This is a genomic window from Streptomyces beijiangensis, assembly GCF_017315755.1.
Lineage (GTDB): Bacteria > Actinomycetota > Actinomycetes > Streptomycetales > Streptomycetaceae > Streptomyces > Streptomyces beijiangensis.
Genome location: NZ_JAFLRJ010000173.1, coordinates 1 through 16,312 on the forward strand (window position 1 = coordinate 1; position 16,312 = coordinate 16,312).

The 16,312-nt window shown below is 69.4% G+C and carries 16 protein-coding genes and 1 pseudogene; 10 read left to right on the forward strand and 7 right to left on the reverse strand.

The annotated features are described in order from the left end of the window. Positions 1 to 857: pseudogene (locus J0695_RS19245) on the forward strand (outer membrane protein assembly factor BamB family protein); the annotation flags it as partial. 63 nt (positions 858 to 920) lie between these two features. Here the strand turns inward: J0695_RS19245 and J0695_RS19250 are convergent. Then, positions 921 to 1,358 carry a hypothetical protein gene (locus tag J0695_RS19250; RefSeq protein WP_206963334.1) on the reverse strand — a complete coding sequence of 146 codons (438 nt, stop codon included), beginning with the start codon at positions 1,356 to 1,358 and terminating at the stop codon, positions 921 to 923. A gap of 220 nt (positions 1,359 to 1,578) precedes the next feature. On the opposite strand from J0695_RS19250, the gene J0695_RS19255 reads away from it, so the two are divergent. Then, positions 1,579 to 2,292 (forward strand): helix-turn-helix transcriptional regulator, encoded by a 714-nt coding sequence (locus tag J0695_RS19255; RefSeq protein ID WP_206963335.1) that lies wholly within the window; start codon positions 1,579 to 1,581, stop codon positions 2,290 to 2,292. A gap of 30 nt (positions 2,293 to 2,322) precedes the next feature. Here the strand turns inward: J0695_RS19255 and J0695_RS19260 are convergent, their stop codons facing one another. Beyond that, positions 2,323 to 2,604, reverse strand: coding sequence for a hypothetical protein (locus tag J0695_RS19260; RefSeq protein WP_206963336.1), 282 nt, complete (start codon positions 2,602 to 2,604; stop codon positions 2,323 to 2,325). 15 nt (positions 2,605 to 2,619) lie between these two features. Beyond that, the gene (locus tag J0695_RS19265) at positions 2,620 to 4,290 is read right to left on the reverse strand and encodes a sodium:solute symporter family protein (protein WP_206963337.1); all 1,671 of its coding nucleotides are present in this window, start codon (positions 4,288 to 4,290) and stop codon (positions 2,620 to 2,622) included. A 242-nt stretch (positions 4,291 to 4,532) separates the two neighbouring features. Here J0695_RS19265 and galT point away from each other — a divergent pair, with 242 nt between their 5' ends. The 4 genes from galT (at position 4,533) to J0695_RS19285 (ending at position 8,874) form a co-directional block, all read left to right on the forward strand. Then, entirely contained in the window at positions 4,533 to 5,594 is a 1,062-nt protein-coding gene (galT, locus tag J0695_RS19270) for a galactose-1-phosphate uridylyltransferase (protein WP_206963338.1), read from the forward strand. Next, positions 5,591 to 6,574 carry a UDP-glucose 4-epimerase GalE gene (gene galE, locus J0695_RS19275; protein WP_206963339.1) on the forward strand — a complete coding sequence of 328 codons (984 nt, stop codon included), beginning with the start codon at positions 5,591 to 5,593 and terminating at the stop codon, positions 6,572 to 6,574. The genes galT and galE overlap by 4 nt, the downstream gene beginning before the upstream one ends. Continuing rightward, positions 6,571 to 7,701: a galactokinase gene (galK, locus tag J0695_RS19280; protein WP_206963340.1), complete on the forward strand. Its 1,131-nt coding sequence runs from the start codon at positions 6,571 to 6,573 to the stop codon at positions 7,699 to 7,701. The genes galE and galK overlap by 4 nt, the downstream gene beginning before the upstream one ends. Before the next feature lie 399 nt (positions 7,702 to 8,100). Beyond that, a complete protein-coding gene (locus tag J0695_RS19285) occupies positions 8,101 to 8,874 on the forward strand; it encodes a LuxR C-terminal-related transcriptional regulator (protein WP_307798687.1) in 774 nt (257 codons plus the stop codon). On the opposite strand, the gene J0695_RS19290 is transcribed toward J0695_RS19285, so the two are convergent. Next, on the reverse strand, positions 8,833 to 9,330 hold the full coding sequence (locus tag J0695_RS19290; RefSeq protein WP_206963342.1) for a MarR family winged helix-turn-helix transcriptional regulator: 498 nt from the start codon (positions 9,328 to 9,330) through the stop codon (positions 8,833 to 8,835). The two genes, J0695_RS19285 and J0695_RS19290, sit on opposite strands and share 42 nt — an antisense overlap. 89 nt (positions 9,331 to 9,419) lie before the next feature. Here J0695_RS19290 and J0695_RS19295 point away from each other — a divergent pair, with 89 nt between their 5' ends. Next, positions 9,420 to 10,223: a trans-aconitate 2-methyltransferase gene (locus J0695_RS19295; RefSeq protein WP_206963343.1), complete on the forward strand. Its 804-nt coding sequence runs from the start codon at positions 9,420 to 9,422 to the stop codon at positions 10,221 to 10,223. Positions 10,224 to 10,228: 5 nt separating this feature from the next. Further along, positions 10,229 to 10,636 (forward strand): VOC family protein, encoded by a 408-nt coding sequence (locus tag J0695_RS19300; protein WP_206963344.1) that lies wholly within the window; start codon positions 10,229 to 10,231, stop codon positions 10,634 to 10,636. Here the strand turns inward: J0695_RS19300 and J0695_RS19305 are convergent. Next, positions 10,561 to 11,367 (reverse strand): AraC family transcriptional regulator, encoded by an 807-nt coding sequence (locus J0695_RS19305; RefSeq protein WP_206963345.1) that lies wholly within the window; start codon positions 11,365 to 11,367, stop codon positions 10,561 to 10,563. The two genes, J0695_RS19300 and J0695_RS19305, sit on opposite strands and share 76 nt — an antisense overlap. 54 nt (positions 11,368 to 11,421) lie before the next feature. Here J0695_RS19305 and J0695_RS19310 point away from each other — a divergent pair, with 54 nt between their 5' ends. Continuing rightward, positions 11,422 to 12,681 (forward strand): MFS transporter, encoded by a 1,260-nt coding sequence (locus tag J0695_RS19310; RefSeq protein WP_307798686.1) that lies wholly within the window; start codon positions 11,422 to 11,424, stop codon positions 12,679 to 12,681. Here the strand turns inward: J0695_RS19310 and J0695_RS19315 are convergent. Then, entirely contained in the window at positions 12,678 to 13,367 is a 690-nt protein-coding gene (locus J0695_RS19315) for a TetR/AcrR family transcriptional regulator (protein WP_206963346.1), read from the reverse strand. The two genes, J0695_RS19310 and J0695_RS19315, sit on opposite strands and share 4 nt — an antisense overlap. After that, a complete protein-coding gene (locus J0695_RS19320) occupies positions 13,364 to 14,335 on the reverse strand; it encodes an acyl-CoA desaturase (RefSeq protein ID WP_206963347.1) in 972 nt (323 codons plus the stop codon). The genes J0695_RS19315 and J0695_RS19320 overlap by 4 nt, the downstream gene beginning before the upstream one ends. Before the next feature lie 203 nt (positions 14,336 to 14,538). Here J0695_RS19320 and J0695_RS19325 point away from each other — a divergent pair. Then, a partial coding sequence (locus J0695_RS19325) for a phosphoenolpyruvate carboxylase (RefSeq protein ID WP_206963348.1) occupies positions 14,539 to 16,312 on the forward strand: 1,774 nt, incomplete at its 3' end.

Consider the following 16,312-nt stretch of genomic DNA (forward strand, 5'->3'; position numbering starts at 1 on the left):
CATCGCTGAGCCGCGGTGGCGCGGTGTGGGATCTCGCCACCGGGGCTCAGCGATGGGCCCCCGAACCCAACTCCGAGAACTGCGCGGACCGCGGGTACGGCGGCGGCAAGGCGCTGGTGGCGATCCGTGGTTGTGGCGACTACTCCAGCCCGCAGCTGACCGTCCAGCCCCTGAATCCGGTGACCGGCAAGGCAGTTTCCTCGTACGCGCTGCCGCGTGGAGTCCAGTACGCGCACATCGTCTCGACCGACCCGTTGGTGGTCGCGGCGGAGGTCGGCTCCGGCGCAGGTGCGGGAAGCGGCGTCTCCGACTACTTCTCGATCGACGCCAAGACGGGAAAGCTACGGTCCAGGATCGCCGCCGATGCCAATAAGTACGGCGGCAAGTGCGACAGCACCAATGTCGAGGGCTGCAGGTACATGGTGGTCGGCAACGACCGCCTCTACCTGCCGACCGAGGAACACGACGGGGGCGGCGACACCGGCAGGGTCAACGAGATCCTCTCCTTCGACCTGGCCACCGGCAAGCAGACCAGCGACAAAGCGGATTCCGGTACCCGCTACGCGATCTACCCGCTCCGGATGGACGGCGGAAACCTCGTCGCCTACAAGCGGCCCCCCTACGACAAGGGCGGACAGGTCGTATCCATCGACGGCGGCACCTTCAAGCAGACAGTGCTCCTGGAGAACCCGAGCGACAAGTCGGTCCGCGACGTGGAGACCAGTTTCTCCCTGGACGGTGCGGAACTCCGTTTCCAGAACGGTCGGCTGTATATCGCCGACACCATTCTGAGTGCGGAGTCCTCGTACAGCGGTGACGAAAAACGCTATCTGGTGGCCGGTTTCACCACGGGCTGACCAAGGCCCGGGCCCCGGCCGCCGGGTCCCCGCCGTGAGACGGCGGGGACCCAGCGGGGTGCGTCAATGCACCACGTACGGATTTGCCATCGGTTTGGAGGGGTTGCACTTCAGTTTGACGTTTCCCTCCATCTGGCAGATCTCGATCCAGGCGTACGAGATGATGGAACTCGAACCCAGATCGGCATACGTCAACCACTCCCCGTAGGTTCCGGCGCCGGTGGCGACCCGGTGCAGGGGCCAGTCATGGGGCGCTCCCTGGGTGACCAGACGGACCGTGACGCTGTGACCGTCGGCGAGGTTGTCCTTGACGTACAGGTAGACGTGGGTGAGCTTGGCCGTGCCTCCCCATTCGACCTTGCTGCGACCCGACGCGTAGTTCATGGAGATATCGCTGTAAGCGATCTTCGGCGGTGCTGCGGACGCGGGTGTCGTACCCATCGGGATGAGAAGTGTCGCGACAGCCGAAGCCGCGACGAAGAGCAGGCGCTTGAGGCGCACGTGTCCCCCTGTGATGTGACCGGTCATTAGCGACGAGCAGACCACAACGGCGTTCAACCAGCCAAGAGGGACCTCAAATAGCCCTGAATAGAAGGAATTTCAGCAATCAGGGGGGCTTCTGGCTGGTAAGGGGCGCGCGACGTCGAACAAGCGTGTAGCTTGCCGGGTCAGGAGGGCCGGGGGGCCTGCTCCGTGGGGTCACACTGTGGGGGGTAGCTCTATGGGCGTGCGGCTCATGGTGGTGGACGACCACCGATTGCTCGCCGAGGCACTTGCCTCTGCGCTGAAACTCCGCGGCCATCGCGTGCTCGCCGCGGCCGCGCCCACCGGCGGCTCGGCCGAGCTGGTGATCGGCCGGGCGCCGGAGGTCTGTCTCTTCGGTACGGCGTCACCCGCCGAACCAGGGGCCTTCGATCCCATCGTGCGGATCAAGAATGAGCGCCCCCAGGTCGCCGTCGTGGTGCTCGGCCCGGTGCCGAGCCCGCGCGGCATCGCGGCCGCCTTCGCCGCGGGCGCATCGGGTTACGTACGCCATGACGAGCGCATAGAGGGCGTCGAGCGCGCCATGGTCAAGGCGCGGGCGGGCGAGGCGGCGGTGGCGCCGCAGCTGCTGCAGGGTGCCTTCGCCGAGCTGCTGAACCCGGCCGCCCAGCCCGACGACGAGGGGCAGCGGCTGCTGCAGATGCTGACCCCGCGCGAGGTCGAGGTGCTGGTACGGGTGGCCGACGGCGAGGACACCCGGCTGATCGCGGCCGGGATGGGCATCGCGCCGAGCACCGCCCGCACCCACGTCCAGCGGGTCCTGATGAAGCTGGGCGTCGGCTCGCGCCTGGAGGCGGCGGCGCTCGCGGCACGCACCGGGCTGCTCGACCGGGCGACGGTGAGCGCGGCCCTGCGGCTGGGTACGGAGAAGGGGCCGGACCTCAGCGAGTGAAGTCCGGCCCCTTCTGCGGCAGTTGCCCCGTTACTCCGCCGGGGTCGGCGGGGTCGGCGGGACGACCGGGCGCAGTTTCAGCCAGATGAGGAAGAAGAGCCCCAGGGCGAGCATCGCCAGCCCTGTCCAGAGGTTGATGTTGATCCCCTGGGCCTTCTTGAGGTCCGCGTCCGATGCCATGATCCCGGCGATCGTCACGATGATCCCGTAGACCACGAACAGTCCGCCGATGATCCGCCGGATGTCGAAGAGACGGGCGGCGGTGGCCGACTTGGCCTCCAGCGCGGAGACTTCCTTGTGCAGCTCAGACATGGTGGTTGCCTCCGATCAGATCGAGTACGGGATGTAGCAGAGCGCGGCGAGCACGATCGCTCCCCAGCCGAGGAGAGCCGGCTTGCGGTACCAGGCGTCGTCGCCCTCGGCGGGCTCCTCCTCCAGGTCCGCGGACTCGGTGCCGTACACCAGACCGGCGAGCTCGGCCTCGGGCTTGGGCGCGGTGAAGAGCGTGACCACGACCATGACCACCGCACCGGCGACGAAGCCGACGATCGCGGAGACGAAGTTGGCGCCCTGGTCCGTGGGGATCGAGATGACGCCCTGCTTGTAGATCCAGAAGTAGTTGAGCATCGCGGCCGAGGTGCCCGCGACCAGGCCCCACACACCCGACTTCATGGACGCGCGCTTCCAGAACATTCCGATGATGAAGACCACGAACATCGGGACGTTGAAGAACGAGAACAGGGTCTGGAGGTAGGCCATGATGTTGGAGAACGACGAGGCGATGAACGCCGTGCCGATCGAGGCCAGCACGCCGACGGCCGTGATGAGGCGGCCGAAGCGCAGGTAGTACGCGTCCGGCTTGTCCTTCTTCACGTACCGCGCCCAGATGTCCGTCGTGAACACGGTGTTGAAGGACGAGACGTTGGCCGCCATGCCCGCCATGAAGGCGGCGAGCAGACCGGTGACCGCGATGCCGAGGACACCGTTGGGGAGCAGGTCCTGCATCAGCAGCGGGATCGCGTCGTTGTACTGGAGTCCCGAGCCGGCCAGGCCGATCTTCGGGGCGACGACGGCGGCGACCAGGCCCGGGATCATCACCAGGAAGACGATGAAGATCTTCGGGAACGCGGCGATCAGCGGGGTGCGCTGGGCGGCGGAGAGGTTCTTGGCGGAGAGCGCGCGCTGCACCTCGGCGAAGTTGGTCGTCCAGTAGCCGAAGGAGAGGACGAAGCCGAGGCCGAGGATGATCGTCAGCCAGTTCGCGCCGAGCGGGTTGGCCTGGCCGATGGCCGTGCCGTCCCAGGCGGACAGGAAGTTGTGGCCGTGGCTCTTCTCCAGCGAGTCGCTCAGACCGTCCCAGCCGCCGACCTTCTTCAGGCCGAGGATGGTGAGCGGGATCAGCGCGGCGAGGATCACGAAGAACTGCAGGACCTCGTTGTAGATCGCCGAGGAGAGTCCGCCGATGGTGATGTACAGAAGGACGAAGAGGCCCGCGACCACGATCGCGACCCACTGCGGCCAGCCGAGGAGCGCCTCCACGACGATCGACAGGGCGTAGAGGTTCACGCCCGCGATCAGGATTGCCGCGAAGGCGAAAAGTATGGAGCTCAGCAGGTGGGCCGACTTGTCGAAGCGCTGGAGCAGGAACTCGGGTACGGAGCGGACCTTCGACTTGTAGTAGAAGGGCATCATCACCAGGCCGAGGAAGACCATGGCCGGGATGGCGCCGATCCAGTACCAGTGGACGACCGCGACGCCGTACTGCGCGCCGGTCGCCGCCATGCCCAGGATCTCTGTCGCGCCGAGGTTGGCCGCGACGAACGCGAGGCCGGTGACCCAGGCCGGCAGTGACCGGCCCGAGAGGAAGAAGTCGAGGCTGGTCTTGACGCTGGCTCTGGCTGCGAATCCGATGCCGAGAACCACGACGAAGTAGATCGCCATGATCGCGTAATCGAGCCCGTTGGTGGGGAGCCGGAGCCCTGCGGCGAGTGTGTGCATGGGGGTACCCGCTTCGTTGCGTGAACTGAACAGGACCGGAACTTACGCCTCCGAGTTCAGGAAGTGAACAGTTTTGATGACGTTGTTTGTTGGATTGTGATCGGGGAGGTTGTTTTGTCCGGATGAAAGCGCTTGCCCATTTGAAGCTCCCGGCCCATTGACTGTGCTGTTGGCTTGTGGTTTGTTATGTTCGGTTCTGTTTGGTGTGTGTGAGTGTGTTGCAGTGTGCGAGGAGCGCCAGCGTGAAGAAGACATCGACCCGGCTCGCCGACGGTCGTGAGCTGCTCTACTACGACTCCCGGGACGATGTCGTACGCGACGAGGCGGACCTGCGCCCCCTCGACCCGGTATCCACCGCCTCCGAGGTCCGCCACGACCCGCTCCTCGGTGACGCGGTCGCCGTCGCCTCGCACCGCCAGGGCCGCATCTACCACCCGCCGGCCGACGAGTGCCCGCTCTGCCCCTCCCGCGACGGACGGTTCAGCGAGATCCCGGCGCCCCAGTACGACGTCGCCGTCTTCGAGAACCGTTTCCCCTCGCTCGCCGGTGACTCCGGCCGCTGCGAGGTCGTCTGCTTCACCTCCGACCACGACGCCTCCTTCGCGGACCTCACCGAGGAGCAGGCGGCCCTGGTCCTGGAGGCGTGGACCGACAGGACCGCCGAACTGGCCGAACTCCCGCAGGTCAAGCAGGTGTTCTGCTTCGAGAATCGCGGCGCCGAGATCGGTGTCACCCTCGGCCACCCGCACGGACAGATCTACGGCTACCCCTTCGTCACTCCTCGAACCGACCTGATGCTGCGCTCGGCCGACGCCTTCGCCGAGAGCAGCGGCGGCCGTAACGTCTTCGACGAGGTCGTCGCCCGCGAACTGGCCGAGGGGACCCGGGTGGTCATGGAGGGCGAGCACTGGGTGGCCTTCGTCCCGTACGCCGCCCACTGGCCGTACGAGGTGCACCTCTATCCGAAGAAGCGCGTCCCGGACCTGCGCTTCCTCGACGAGGAGGCCCGCACAGAGTTCCCACAGATGTATCTGGAACTGTTGAGGCGCTTCGACCGGATTTTCGGCGAGGGCGAGCCGCCGACGCCGTACATCTCGGCGTGGCACCAGGCGCCGTTCGGCGAGCTGGACGGATACCGCGTCAACCGGGACGAATTCGCCCTGCATCTGGAGCTTTTCACCATTCGCCGCACTTCCGGCAAGCTGAAGTTCCTCGCGGGTTCCGAATCCGGCATGAACGTCTTCATCAATGACGTGCCGCCGGAGTCCGCGGCAGAGCGACTGCGAGAGGTAGCGAGCAAGTGAGCAACAAATACCTGGTTACGGGCGGCGCAGGCTATGTGGGCAGCGTCGTAGCAGCTCACCTCATCGAGGCGGGCCACGAGGTGACCGTCCTCGACGACCTCTCCACCGGCTTCCGCGAAGGGGTCCCCGCCGGGGCGCACTTCATCGAGGGCCGCATCCACGACGCGGCCAAGTGGCTCGACTCCTCGTACGACGGAGTGCTGCACTTCGCCGCCTCGTCCCAGGTCGGCGAGTCCGTCGTCAACCCGGAGAAGTACTGGCTGAACAATGTCGGCGGTACGACGGCCCTGCTGGCCGCGATGCGCTCGGCGGGCGTCCGCACCCTGGTCTTCTCCTCCACGGCCGCCACCTACGGCGAGCCGGAGTCGGTCCCGATCCGCGAGTCGGCCCGCACCTCACCGACCAACCCCTACGGCGCGACCAAGCTCGCCGTCGACCACATGATCACGGGGGAGTGCGCGGCCCACGGCCTGGCGGCCACCTCGCTGCGCTACTTCAACGTGGCGGGCGCGTACGGCACCTTCGGTGAGCGCCACGACCCCGAGTCGCACCTCATCCCCCTGGTCCTCCAGGTCGCCCAGGGCAGGCGCGAAGCCATCTCCGTGTACGGGGACGACTACCCGACCCCCGACGGCACCTGCGTCCGCGACTACATCCATGTCGCCGACCTCGCCGAGGCCCACCTCCTCGCGCTGGGTGCCGCCACCCCCGGCGAACACCTGATCTGCAACCTCGGCAACGGCACCGGCTTCTCGGTCCGCGAGGTCATCGACACGGTCCGCAAGGTCACCGGGCACCCGATCCCCGAGATCACCGAGGCGCGGCGCGCCGGCGACCCGGCCGCCCTCGTCGCCTCCGCAGACACCGCACGCGAGCGGCTGGGCTGGCAGCCCAGCCGCTCCGACCTGGCCGGCATCGTCTCCGATGCGTGGACATTCGCTCGGACCGCCCCGCAGAACACAGGAGTTGCTGAGGCATGAGTTTCCAGGAGCTGTACGGAACCGCCCCCGAGGGGGTCTGGGCCGCACCCGGCCGGGTCAACCTGATCGGCGAGTACACGGACTTCAACGAGGGCTTCGTGATGCCCCTCGCGCTGCCGCACACGGCGGTCGCCGAGGTGTCGCGCCGTACGGACGGAATCATCCGCCTGTACTCGGCCGACATCGAGGGCGGCATCGTCCAGCTCCACGTAGACGAACTCGAACCCCTCACCAACACCAGCTGGGCCGCCTACCCGGCGGGTGTGGTCTGGGCGCTGCGCGAGGCCGGTCATGCCGTCACCGGCGCGGACATCCACCTCACCTCCACCGTCCCGACGGGTGCGGGCCTCTCCTCGTCCGCCGCCCTGGAGATCGTCACCGCGCTCGCGCTCAACGATCTCTACGAACTGGGCCTTTCAGCCCAGGAGCTGGCGGTCATCGCCCAGCGCGCGGAGAACGCCTTCGTCGGCGTCCCGTGCGGGATCATGGACCAGACGGCCTCCGCCTGCTGTACCGAGGGCCACGCCCTCTACCTGGACTGCCGCGACCTCACCACCCGCCAGGTCCCCTTCGACCTCGCGGCCCAGGGCCTGCAGCTCCTGGTCGTCGACACGCGCGTCAAGCACGCGCTCGGCGACGGGGCGTACGCGGAACGGCGCGAAGGGTGCGAGGAGGGCGCGCGGCAGCTGGGCGTGACCCATCTGCGGGACGTCGCCTTCGAACAACTCCCCGAGGCGCTCGACCGGTTGGACGACGAGAAGGTCCGCCGCTACGTCCGCCACATCGTCTCCGACGACCACCGGGTCGAGCAGACCATCGCGCTCCTGGACGCCGGGGACATCCGGGCCATTGGCCCGGTGCTCATCGCCGGCCATGCCTCGCTCCGCGACGACCTGCGCATCTCCTGCGAGGAACTGGACCTGGTAGTCGAGACGGCGGTCGCCGCCGGTGCGATCGGAGCCAGGATGACGGGCGGCGGCTTCGGCGGCTCGGCGATCGTGCTCCTTGAGGCGACGGACGCGGAGGCGGTCACCAAGGCGGTCGAGGAGGCATTCGCGGCGGCGGGCTTCGCGGCCCCCCGGGTCTTCGAGGCCACCCCCTCGGCGGGCGCCCACCGACTGGCCTGAGCCCCACCGGCTGACTTAAGCCCCTCCGGCGATTGAGGAGCGGGGTCCGGGGCAGAGCCCCGGGGAGGAGTTCGCGCCTCCGCGCCCCGCTCCGCCGGCCCCATTCCGTGCCGGAATATGCCACCGTCCCGAGCGACTTCTGTCGCAAAGCAACACAACTGGCACACAGCCCACAACCCGTCGGTCAATCCTGCAAATTACCTTCCGTTGTGGGCCGGTGGCCCTACGCTGAACCACAGCACCGGTGGGGGCCGGTGTTGATCAGGGGGCGAGACAGTCGGGTACGACGCCCGGGGCGGGGTAGGAATCGATGCACGGCGGCGGCCGTGCGAGATGGCACGCACCTCGCACCGGGCGCCGTATCCGCGCCGGTCCGCCCCCCGACGCATGGGGGTTTCAGTGGTACGTATCCGGGTTCTCGTGGTCGACGACCACCGCATCTTCGCCGAGTCGCTCGCAGCCGCGCTCGCGGCCGAGCCCGACGTCGATGTCGCCGCGGCAGGCAGTGGCCCCGCAGCGCTGCGCTGCCTGGACCGGGCAGCCGCCGAGGGGCGCAGATTCGATGTGATGCTGGTCGACGCCGACCTCGGCACGACCGCCGCCGCCTCGCTCGGCGTGCGTGCGGTCGCGGTCCCTGACGGCGCGGACAACGGTCTCGTCGACGGCATCTCGCTGGTCGTGGGCGTCCGTTCGGGTCAGCCATCGGTCCGTACCGTGGTGCTCGCCGAGAAGGACGACTCGCGCAGGGCCGCGCTCGCGCTCCAGGCGGGGGCGTCCGGCTGGGTCGCCAAGGACTGTTCGCTGCAGCGGCTGCTGGCTGTCATCCGGGGTGTGCTGCGGGACGAGACGCATCTGCCGCCCGCCCTTCTCACCGGCGTACTGCGGGAGTTGACGGCGGCCCGCAAGCACCGCACCGAGAGCGAACGGCTCGTCGAGTCGCTCACCCCGCGCGAACGCGAGGTGCTGCGCTGCATGGTGGCCGGTCTGGGCAGGAAGGCAGTGGCCGAGCGCCTCTTCCTCTCCCCGCACACCGTCCGTACGCATATGCAGAACGTGCTGGGGAAGCTTGGCGTCCACTCCACGCTCGCCGCGGTCGCCCTCGCCCGCCGTGCGGGTGTGGGACCGGCCGACCTAGCCCGGGACGTTGTCGAACGGGGCGGTCAACTGGCGTAGCAGATCGGCGAGTTCACCCCGCTGCGAGCGGGAGAGCTCACCCAGGATGGCCCGTTCCTGCGCGAGCAGCCCGGCCAGTGCCTGGTCGGCGCGGTCGCGGCCCTCGGGGGTGAGCCGCACGAGCACGCCGCGCCGGTCGGTGGGGTCGGGCAGCCGCTCGACGAGGCCCTTCGTGGCGAGCCGGTCGATGCGGTTGGTCATGGTCCCGGAGGTGACGAGCGTCTGGGTGAGGAGTTGTCCGGGGGAGAGCTGGTACGGATCTCCGGCGCGCCGCAGCGAGGTGAGCACGTCGAATTCCCACGGCTCCAGCGAATGCTCGGCGAAGGCGAGCCTGCGCGCGCGGTCCAGATGGCGGGCCAGCCTGGAGACACGGCTGAGCACCTCGAGTGGTTCCACGTCGAGGTCGGGGCGCTCTCGGCGCCATGCAGCGACCAGCCGGTCGACCTCGTCCTCCATGGCGATCAGTGTAGGGGGTCCCTCGACATGAAGTCTCTTGAATTCAACTATCTTGACATCAAGACACTTTTCTCGGGAGGCTGTACGCCATGACGACGACTTCACCGATCTGGGACCCGCAGCAGTACCTGAACCACGCGGACCACCGCACCCGCCCCTTCCACGACCTGCTGGCCCGCATCCCCGACATCAGGAGCGACGGGCCCGCCCGCATCGCGGACCTGGGCTGCGGGGCGGGAAACGTCACCGCGGTGCTGGCCGGGCGCTGGCCCGAGGCGCGTATCACCGGCTACGACAACTCCCCGCAGATGCTGGAGACGGCCCGGAAGTACGCCACCCCCACCCTCGACTTCGCCCTCGCCGACGCCGCCACCTGGGCGCCCTCCGAGACGTACGACCTGATCGTCTCCAACGCCCTCCTCCAGTGGGTCCCCGGCCACGCGGACCTCTTCCCCGCCCACCTGGACGCCCTCGCGCCCGGCGGCACCCTCGCCTTCCAGGTCCCGGGGAACTTCACCGCGCCCAGCCACACGATCCTCGCCGAGCTCCGCGAATCGCCCCGCTGGCGCTCGCGCCTGCACGGCGTCGGCGACCGTACGGCGGCCGTCCTGGAGCCCGCGGAGTACTTCACGCTCCTCGCGGACCTGGGCTGCGAGCCCGACGTCTGGGAGACGACGTACGTCCAGCTCCTGACCGGTGAGGACCCGGTGCTCGACTGGGTGAAGGGCACGGCGCTGCGCCCGGTGCTCACCGCGCTCGCTGACGACCCCGAGGCCACCGCCGCCTTCGTCGCGGAGTACGGCGCCGCGCTCCGCGCGGCCTACCCGGCCACCGCGCGCGGCACGGTCTTCCCCTTCCGCCGGATCTTCGCCGTGGCCCGCAAGGAGGCCTGACACCGATGCTCACCGCAGTCGACCACGTCCAGCTGGCGGCCCCTCCCGGCACCGAGGACGCGCTCCGTACGTACTACACCGGCGCCCTCGGCATGACCGAGATCCCCAAGCCGCCGGTCCTCGCGGCCCGCGGCGGCTGCTGGTTCCAGGCGGGCGCCGTCCAGCTGCACCTGGGCATCGAGGAGGCCCCCGCCGGAGGCGGAAAATGTCACTGTCGGCCGTCCGCCAAGGCCCATCCCGGGCTGCGGGTCACCGCCATCGAGGCGTACGCGCAGCGCCTGACCGCCCATGGCGCCCGGGTGGAGTGGGACGGCGACCTCCCCGGCCACCGCCGCTTCTACTCCTGGGATCCCGTCGGCAACCGGCTGGAATTCCTGGAGCCGGTGCCGGCGGCGCTGCCCGAGAGCGGCTGACGGTATTCGCCCGGCGTCGTACCGAAAGCGCTGCGGAAAGCCTGGATGAAGGCGCTGGGGCCGCTGTAGCCGCAGGCGGCGGCGGTCCCGGTGACCGATCCGCCCGCGGCGAGCAGGGTGAGCGCGTGGTGCAGGCGGAACTGGGTGCGCCACTGCGGGAAGGTCATCCCGGTCCCTTCGCGGAAGAGCCTGCTCAGGGTGCGCTCGGAGGCGCCCACCGCGGTGCCGAGACCGGCGAGCGTACGGCCGTCGGCCGGATCCTCCTTCAGGAGCGCGGCGACGTCCCGCAGCCGGCCGTCGGCGAGCGCGGGCAGATGCACTTCAAGCGCCTCGACGCGGCGCAGCTGGTCGAGGGCGACGCGTTCCAGATTGCGGCGCGGTCCGGCGGCCGGGGCGTCCTCGTCCGTCAGTACGGCGATGATCTCGCGCAGCAGCGGGCTGACCGCGAGCACCGTCGGCCGGTCGAGCCGCAGCGGGTTGGCCGAGCGCGGGAAGGTCAGCGCCCGCACCTCGGTCGGTCCGTACGCCTGATGTGCGTGCGGGACGTGCGCGGGCAGCCAGACGGCGCGATGGGGTGGCACGACCCAGCTGCCCTGGGCCGTCGACACCTCCAGAACACCCCTGCCGGGACTGATGAGCTGGTGGTCCGCGTGGTCGTGCCAGTCGATGCGTTCCTGATGGGCCAGGGGGATACGGGCGGGCTTCTGACGGTGTTGGCAGATGAGCGACACAAGTAGGCAGATTACTGATAGCCCGCCACGGGGGGAATCCGTGACGCTCGACGCATGACCAACCCACCGCACACCGCACCGCCCCCGGACCTGACCGCTCCGCAGGCCCCGCACACCCCGACCCCGCTCCCGACCCCGCTCCCGTCCGCCTGGCGCCGGATGCGGATGTGGGCCGCCGCGCACGCCGTCGACGACCTCTACCAGGGCCTCGTCCCCGCCTGCGTCCCGTACTTCGTCCTCGACCGCGGCTACAGCTATGTGGCCGCCTCGGGCCTCACCCTCGCCGCCGCCCTCGGCAGCTCGGTCCCGCAGCCGCTGGTCGGCCTCGCCGTCGACCGCCGACCCCTGCGCAGGCTCGCGGCCGCGGGTGTCGCGCTTGCCGGGCTCGGCCTCGGACTCTCCGGTCTCTTCTCCTCGTACGCGGCCGTGTGGACCCTCATCCTGCTCTCCGGCCTGGGCGTCGCGATGTTCCACCCGGCGGCGGGAAAGGCGGCACGCGAGGCCGCCGGCGACTCCACGACCGCGATGAGCATCTTCGCCGCGGGCGGCAGCGTCGGCTTCTTCCTCGCCCCGGTCCTGGCCACACCCGTACTCGTCTCGATGGGCGTCGGCGCCACCGCGCTCTTCATCCCGCCGGCGCTGCTCACCGCGGTCGTCCTGCTCAGGCACCGGCCCCCGGCGGCGGCCTCGGCGAAGGCCGCGCGTGCCGGCACCGACCGCTGGAACCCGTTCCTGGTCCTCACCGGGGTGGAGATCGTCCGCTCGGTGGCCTTCTTCGGCGTACTGACCTTCATCGAGCTCTACTGGATCCGCCATCTGCATTCCGGCCGCGCCGTCGCGGGCACCGCACTGGCCTGCTTCCTGATCGGCGGGGTCGCGGGAACGCTCCTCGGCGGCCGGATCGCCGACCGCATCGGCATGGTCCGCACCGTCCAGCTGGGCAGCGCCCTGGCCGTGCCCGCCCTGCTGGCGCTGCGCGTGACTCCCGGCCCGTACGCGCCGCTGCTCCTCGCGGTACTGGCCGGGATCGCGCTCAACATCCCCTTCGCGGTCCTGATCAAGCTGGGGCAGGACTACCTGCCCACCCGTCCTGGCACCGCGGCCGGCGTCACGCTCGGCCTGGCCGTCTCCATCGGCGGGCTGATCGCCCCGGTGCTGGGCCTGGCGGCCGAGGCGTACGGCCCGCAGGGCGTTTTCGCGATCCTCTGCGGGGTCCCGGTCGCGGCGCTCGCGCTGGGCCTGTTCCTGAGCGAGCCGGACAGCCCCGAGCAGGACAGCCCCGCGCAGGACAGTGCCGAGCAGGACAGCTTCTAGCTCTTGCGGTGGCCTATCAGCCGGGGCTTCGCCTCAAGGTTCTCCAGACCGTGCCAGGCCAGATTCACCAGATGCGCCGCGACCTCGGCCTTCTTGGGCCTGCGGGCGTCCAGCCACCACTGACCGGTCAGCGCCACCATGCCGACGAGCGCCTGCGCGTACATCGGCGCCAGCTTCGAATCGAAGCCGCGGTTCTTGAACTCCATGCCGAGGATGTCCTCGACCTGGGTCGCGATGTCCGAGATGAGCGAGGCGAAGGTGCCCGTGGACTGGGCGACGGGCGAATCGCGCACCAGGATGCGGAACCCGTCCGTATACGTCTCGATGTAGTCGAGCAGCGCGAACGCGGCCTGTTCGAGCAGCTCGCGCGGGTGACCGGCGGTCAGTGCGCCGGTCACCATGTCGAGCAGCTGGCGCATCTCACGGTCGACCACCACCGCGTACAGGCCCTCCTTGCCGCCGAAGTGCTCGTACACGACGGGCTTGGAGACACCCGCCTTCGCGGCGATCTCCTCCACCGACGTGCCCTCGAAGCCCTTCTCGGCGAAGAGGATGCGGCCGACGTCCAGCAGTTGCTCGCGGCGTTCCTTGCCGGTCATCCGGACCCGGCGCGTGCGCCGCGCCGCAGCGGGCCTTTTCTGCTCGCTGCCGCTGGTACTGCTGTCGATCGCCACGTTGTCCATCATGCCGTTTCTGTGAGCTCGCTCTGCCGCCGGGCTTCGATGCGGTCGGCGGTCGGCCATCGCACGTCGTACGCCCAGCCCGCCTGCTCGAACCAGCGGATCAGCCGTGCGCTGGAGTCCACCTGGCCCCGCAGTACCCCGTGCCGTGCGGACGTCGGGTCCGCGTGGTGCAGGTTGTGCCACGACTCGCCACAGGACAGGACCGCGAGCCACCACACATTGCCTGAGCGGTCACGCGACTTGAACGGCCGCTTGCCGACGGCGTGGCAGATCGAGTTGATCGACCAGGTGACGTGGTGCAGCAGCGCGACCCGCACCAGGGAGCCCCAGAAGAAGGCCGTGAACGCGCCCCACCAGGACATCGTCACCAGACCGCCCACGATCGGCGGGATCGCCAGCGACAGCATCGTGAAGTAGATGAACTTGCGGGAGATCCAGCGGATCGCCGGGTCCGCGATCAGGTCCGGTGCGTACTTGTGCTGCGGTGTCTGCTCCTCGTCGAACATCCACGCCATGTGCGCCCACCACAGGCCCTTCAGCAGGGCGGGCAGGGTCTCCCCGTACCGCCACGGCGAGTGGGGGTCGCCCTCGGCGTCGGAGAACTTGTGGTGCTTGCGGTGGTCGGCCACCCAGCGCACCAGCGGGCCCTCGACCGCGAGGGAGCCCATCACGGCGAGCGCGATGCGCAGCGGACGCTTCGCCTTGAAGGAGCCGTGCGTGAAGTAGCGGTGGAAGCCGATCGTGATGCCGTGGCAGCCGATGTAGTACATCGCCACGAGCAGGCCGACATCCAGCCAGCTCACGCCCCAGCCCCAGACCAGCGGCACGGCCGCGAGCAGGGCCAGGAACGGCACCATGATGAAGGCGAGGAGGGTGATCTGTTCGATCGACCGTTTGCTGTCCCCGCCCATGGTGGCGTTGGGGAGCGGCGCCTCGGAGGCGTCAGTGATCAGCTCGGGGCTGATGGTCATGGAGGTCCCTGTGGGGTGAGGGGTACGGCTGATGCCTGGTTACGGTTCCGTAACCTACGGCTTCGTAAGTATGGCAGTGCGGAGGCCCGCGGCACGAGGCCTGTGGATAACACATCGGAAAGGACACCTATCCTGGGTGTCATTCGGACAGCGCGGTCCGCATCCCCTGCCAGTCGTGCCAAACACTGCAAGGAGCCGCACCTGTGAGCAGTGCCGACCTGACCCCCACCGCCAGCACCGAGCTGCGCGCCGACATCCGCCGCCTCGGCGATCTCCTGGGCGAGACGCTCGTACGGCAGGAAGGCCCCGAGCTCCTCGAGCTCGTCGAACGGGTCCGCGCCCTGACGCGCTCCGACGGTGAGGCCGCCGCAGAGCTCCTCGGCGAGACGGAGGTGGAGACCGCCGCGAAGCTCGTCCGCGCGTTCTCCACGTACTTCCACCTCGCCAACGTCACCGAGCAGGTCCACCGCGGCCGCGAGATGCGCGCCGTACGCGCCGCCGAGGGCGGGCTCCTCGCCCGCACCGCCGACCGCCTCAAGGATGCCGACCCCGAGCACCTGCGCGAGACCGTCAAGCACCTCAACGTCCGCCCGGTCTTCACCGCGCACCCCACCGAGGCCGCCCGCCGTTCGGTCCTCAACAAGCTCCGCCGTATCGGCCAGCTCCTGGAGACCCCGGTCATCGAGGCCGACCGCCGCCGCCACGACCTGCGCCTCGCGGAGAACATCGACCTCATCTGGCAGACCGACGAGCTCCGTGTCGTACGTCCCGAGCCGGCCGACGAAGCGCGCAACGCCATCTACTACCTCGACGAACTGCACGCGGGTGCGGTCGGCGACGTACTGGAGGACCTGGCCGCTGAGCTGGAGCGCGTCGGCGTCGAACTGCCCCCGGGTACGCGCCCGTTGAGCTTCGGCACCTGGATCGGCGGCGACCGCGACGGCAACCCCAACGTCACCCCCGAGGTGACCTGGGACGTCCTGATCCTGCAGCACGAGCACGGCATCACCGACGCCATCAAGCTCATCGACTTCCTGCGCGGACTGCTCTCCAACTCCATCCGCTACACCGGCGCCACCGAGGAGCTGCTCACCTCGCTCCAGTGCGACCTGGAGCGGCTCCCCGAGATCAGCCCCCGCTACAAGCGCCTCAACTCCGAAGAGCCCTACCGGCTCAAGGCGACGTGCATCCGCGAGAAGCTCGTCAACACCCGTGCGCGCCTCGCCAAGGGCACCCCGCACGAGGACGGCCGCGACTACCTCGGCACCGCCGAGCTCATCGCCGACCTCACCCTCATCCAGGTCTCCCTGCGCGAGCACCGCGGCGCGATCTTCGCCGACGGCCGGATGGACCGCACCATCCGCACGCTGGCCGCCTTCGGGCTCCAGCTCGCCACGATGGACGTACGCGAACACGCGGACGCCCACCACCACGCGCTCGGCCAGCTCTTCGACCGGCTCGGTGAGGAGTCCTGGCGGTACGCGGACATGCCGCGCGACTACCGGCAGAAGCTCCTCGCCAAGGAGCTCCGCTCGCGCCGCCCGCTCGCACCCAGGCCGGCCCCGCTGGACGCCGCGGGCGAGAAGACGCTCGGTGTCTTCCACACCATCAAGAAGGCCTTCGAGCGCTTCGGCCCCGAGGTCATCGAGTCGTACATCATCTCGATGTGCCAGGGAGCCGACGACGTCTTCGCGGCCGCCGTACTGGCGCGTGAGGCGGGCCTGTTGGACCTGCACGGCGGCTGGGCCAAGATCGGCATCGTGCCGCTCCTGGAGACGACGGACGAGCTGCGTGCGGCCGACGTCATCCTCGACGAGATGCTCGCCGACCCGTCGTACCGGCGTCTGGTCTCGCTGCGAGGCGACGTCCAGGAAGTCATGCTGGGCTACTCGGACTCCTCCAAGTTCGGCGGCATCACCACCTCCCAGTGGGAGATCCACCGCGCCCAGCGCCGGCTGCGCGACGTCGCGCACCGCT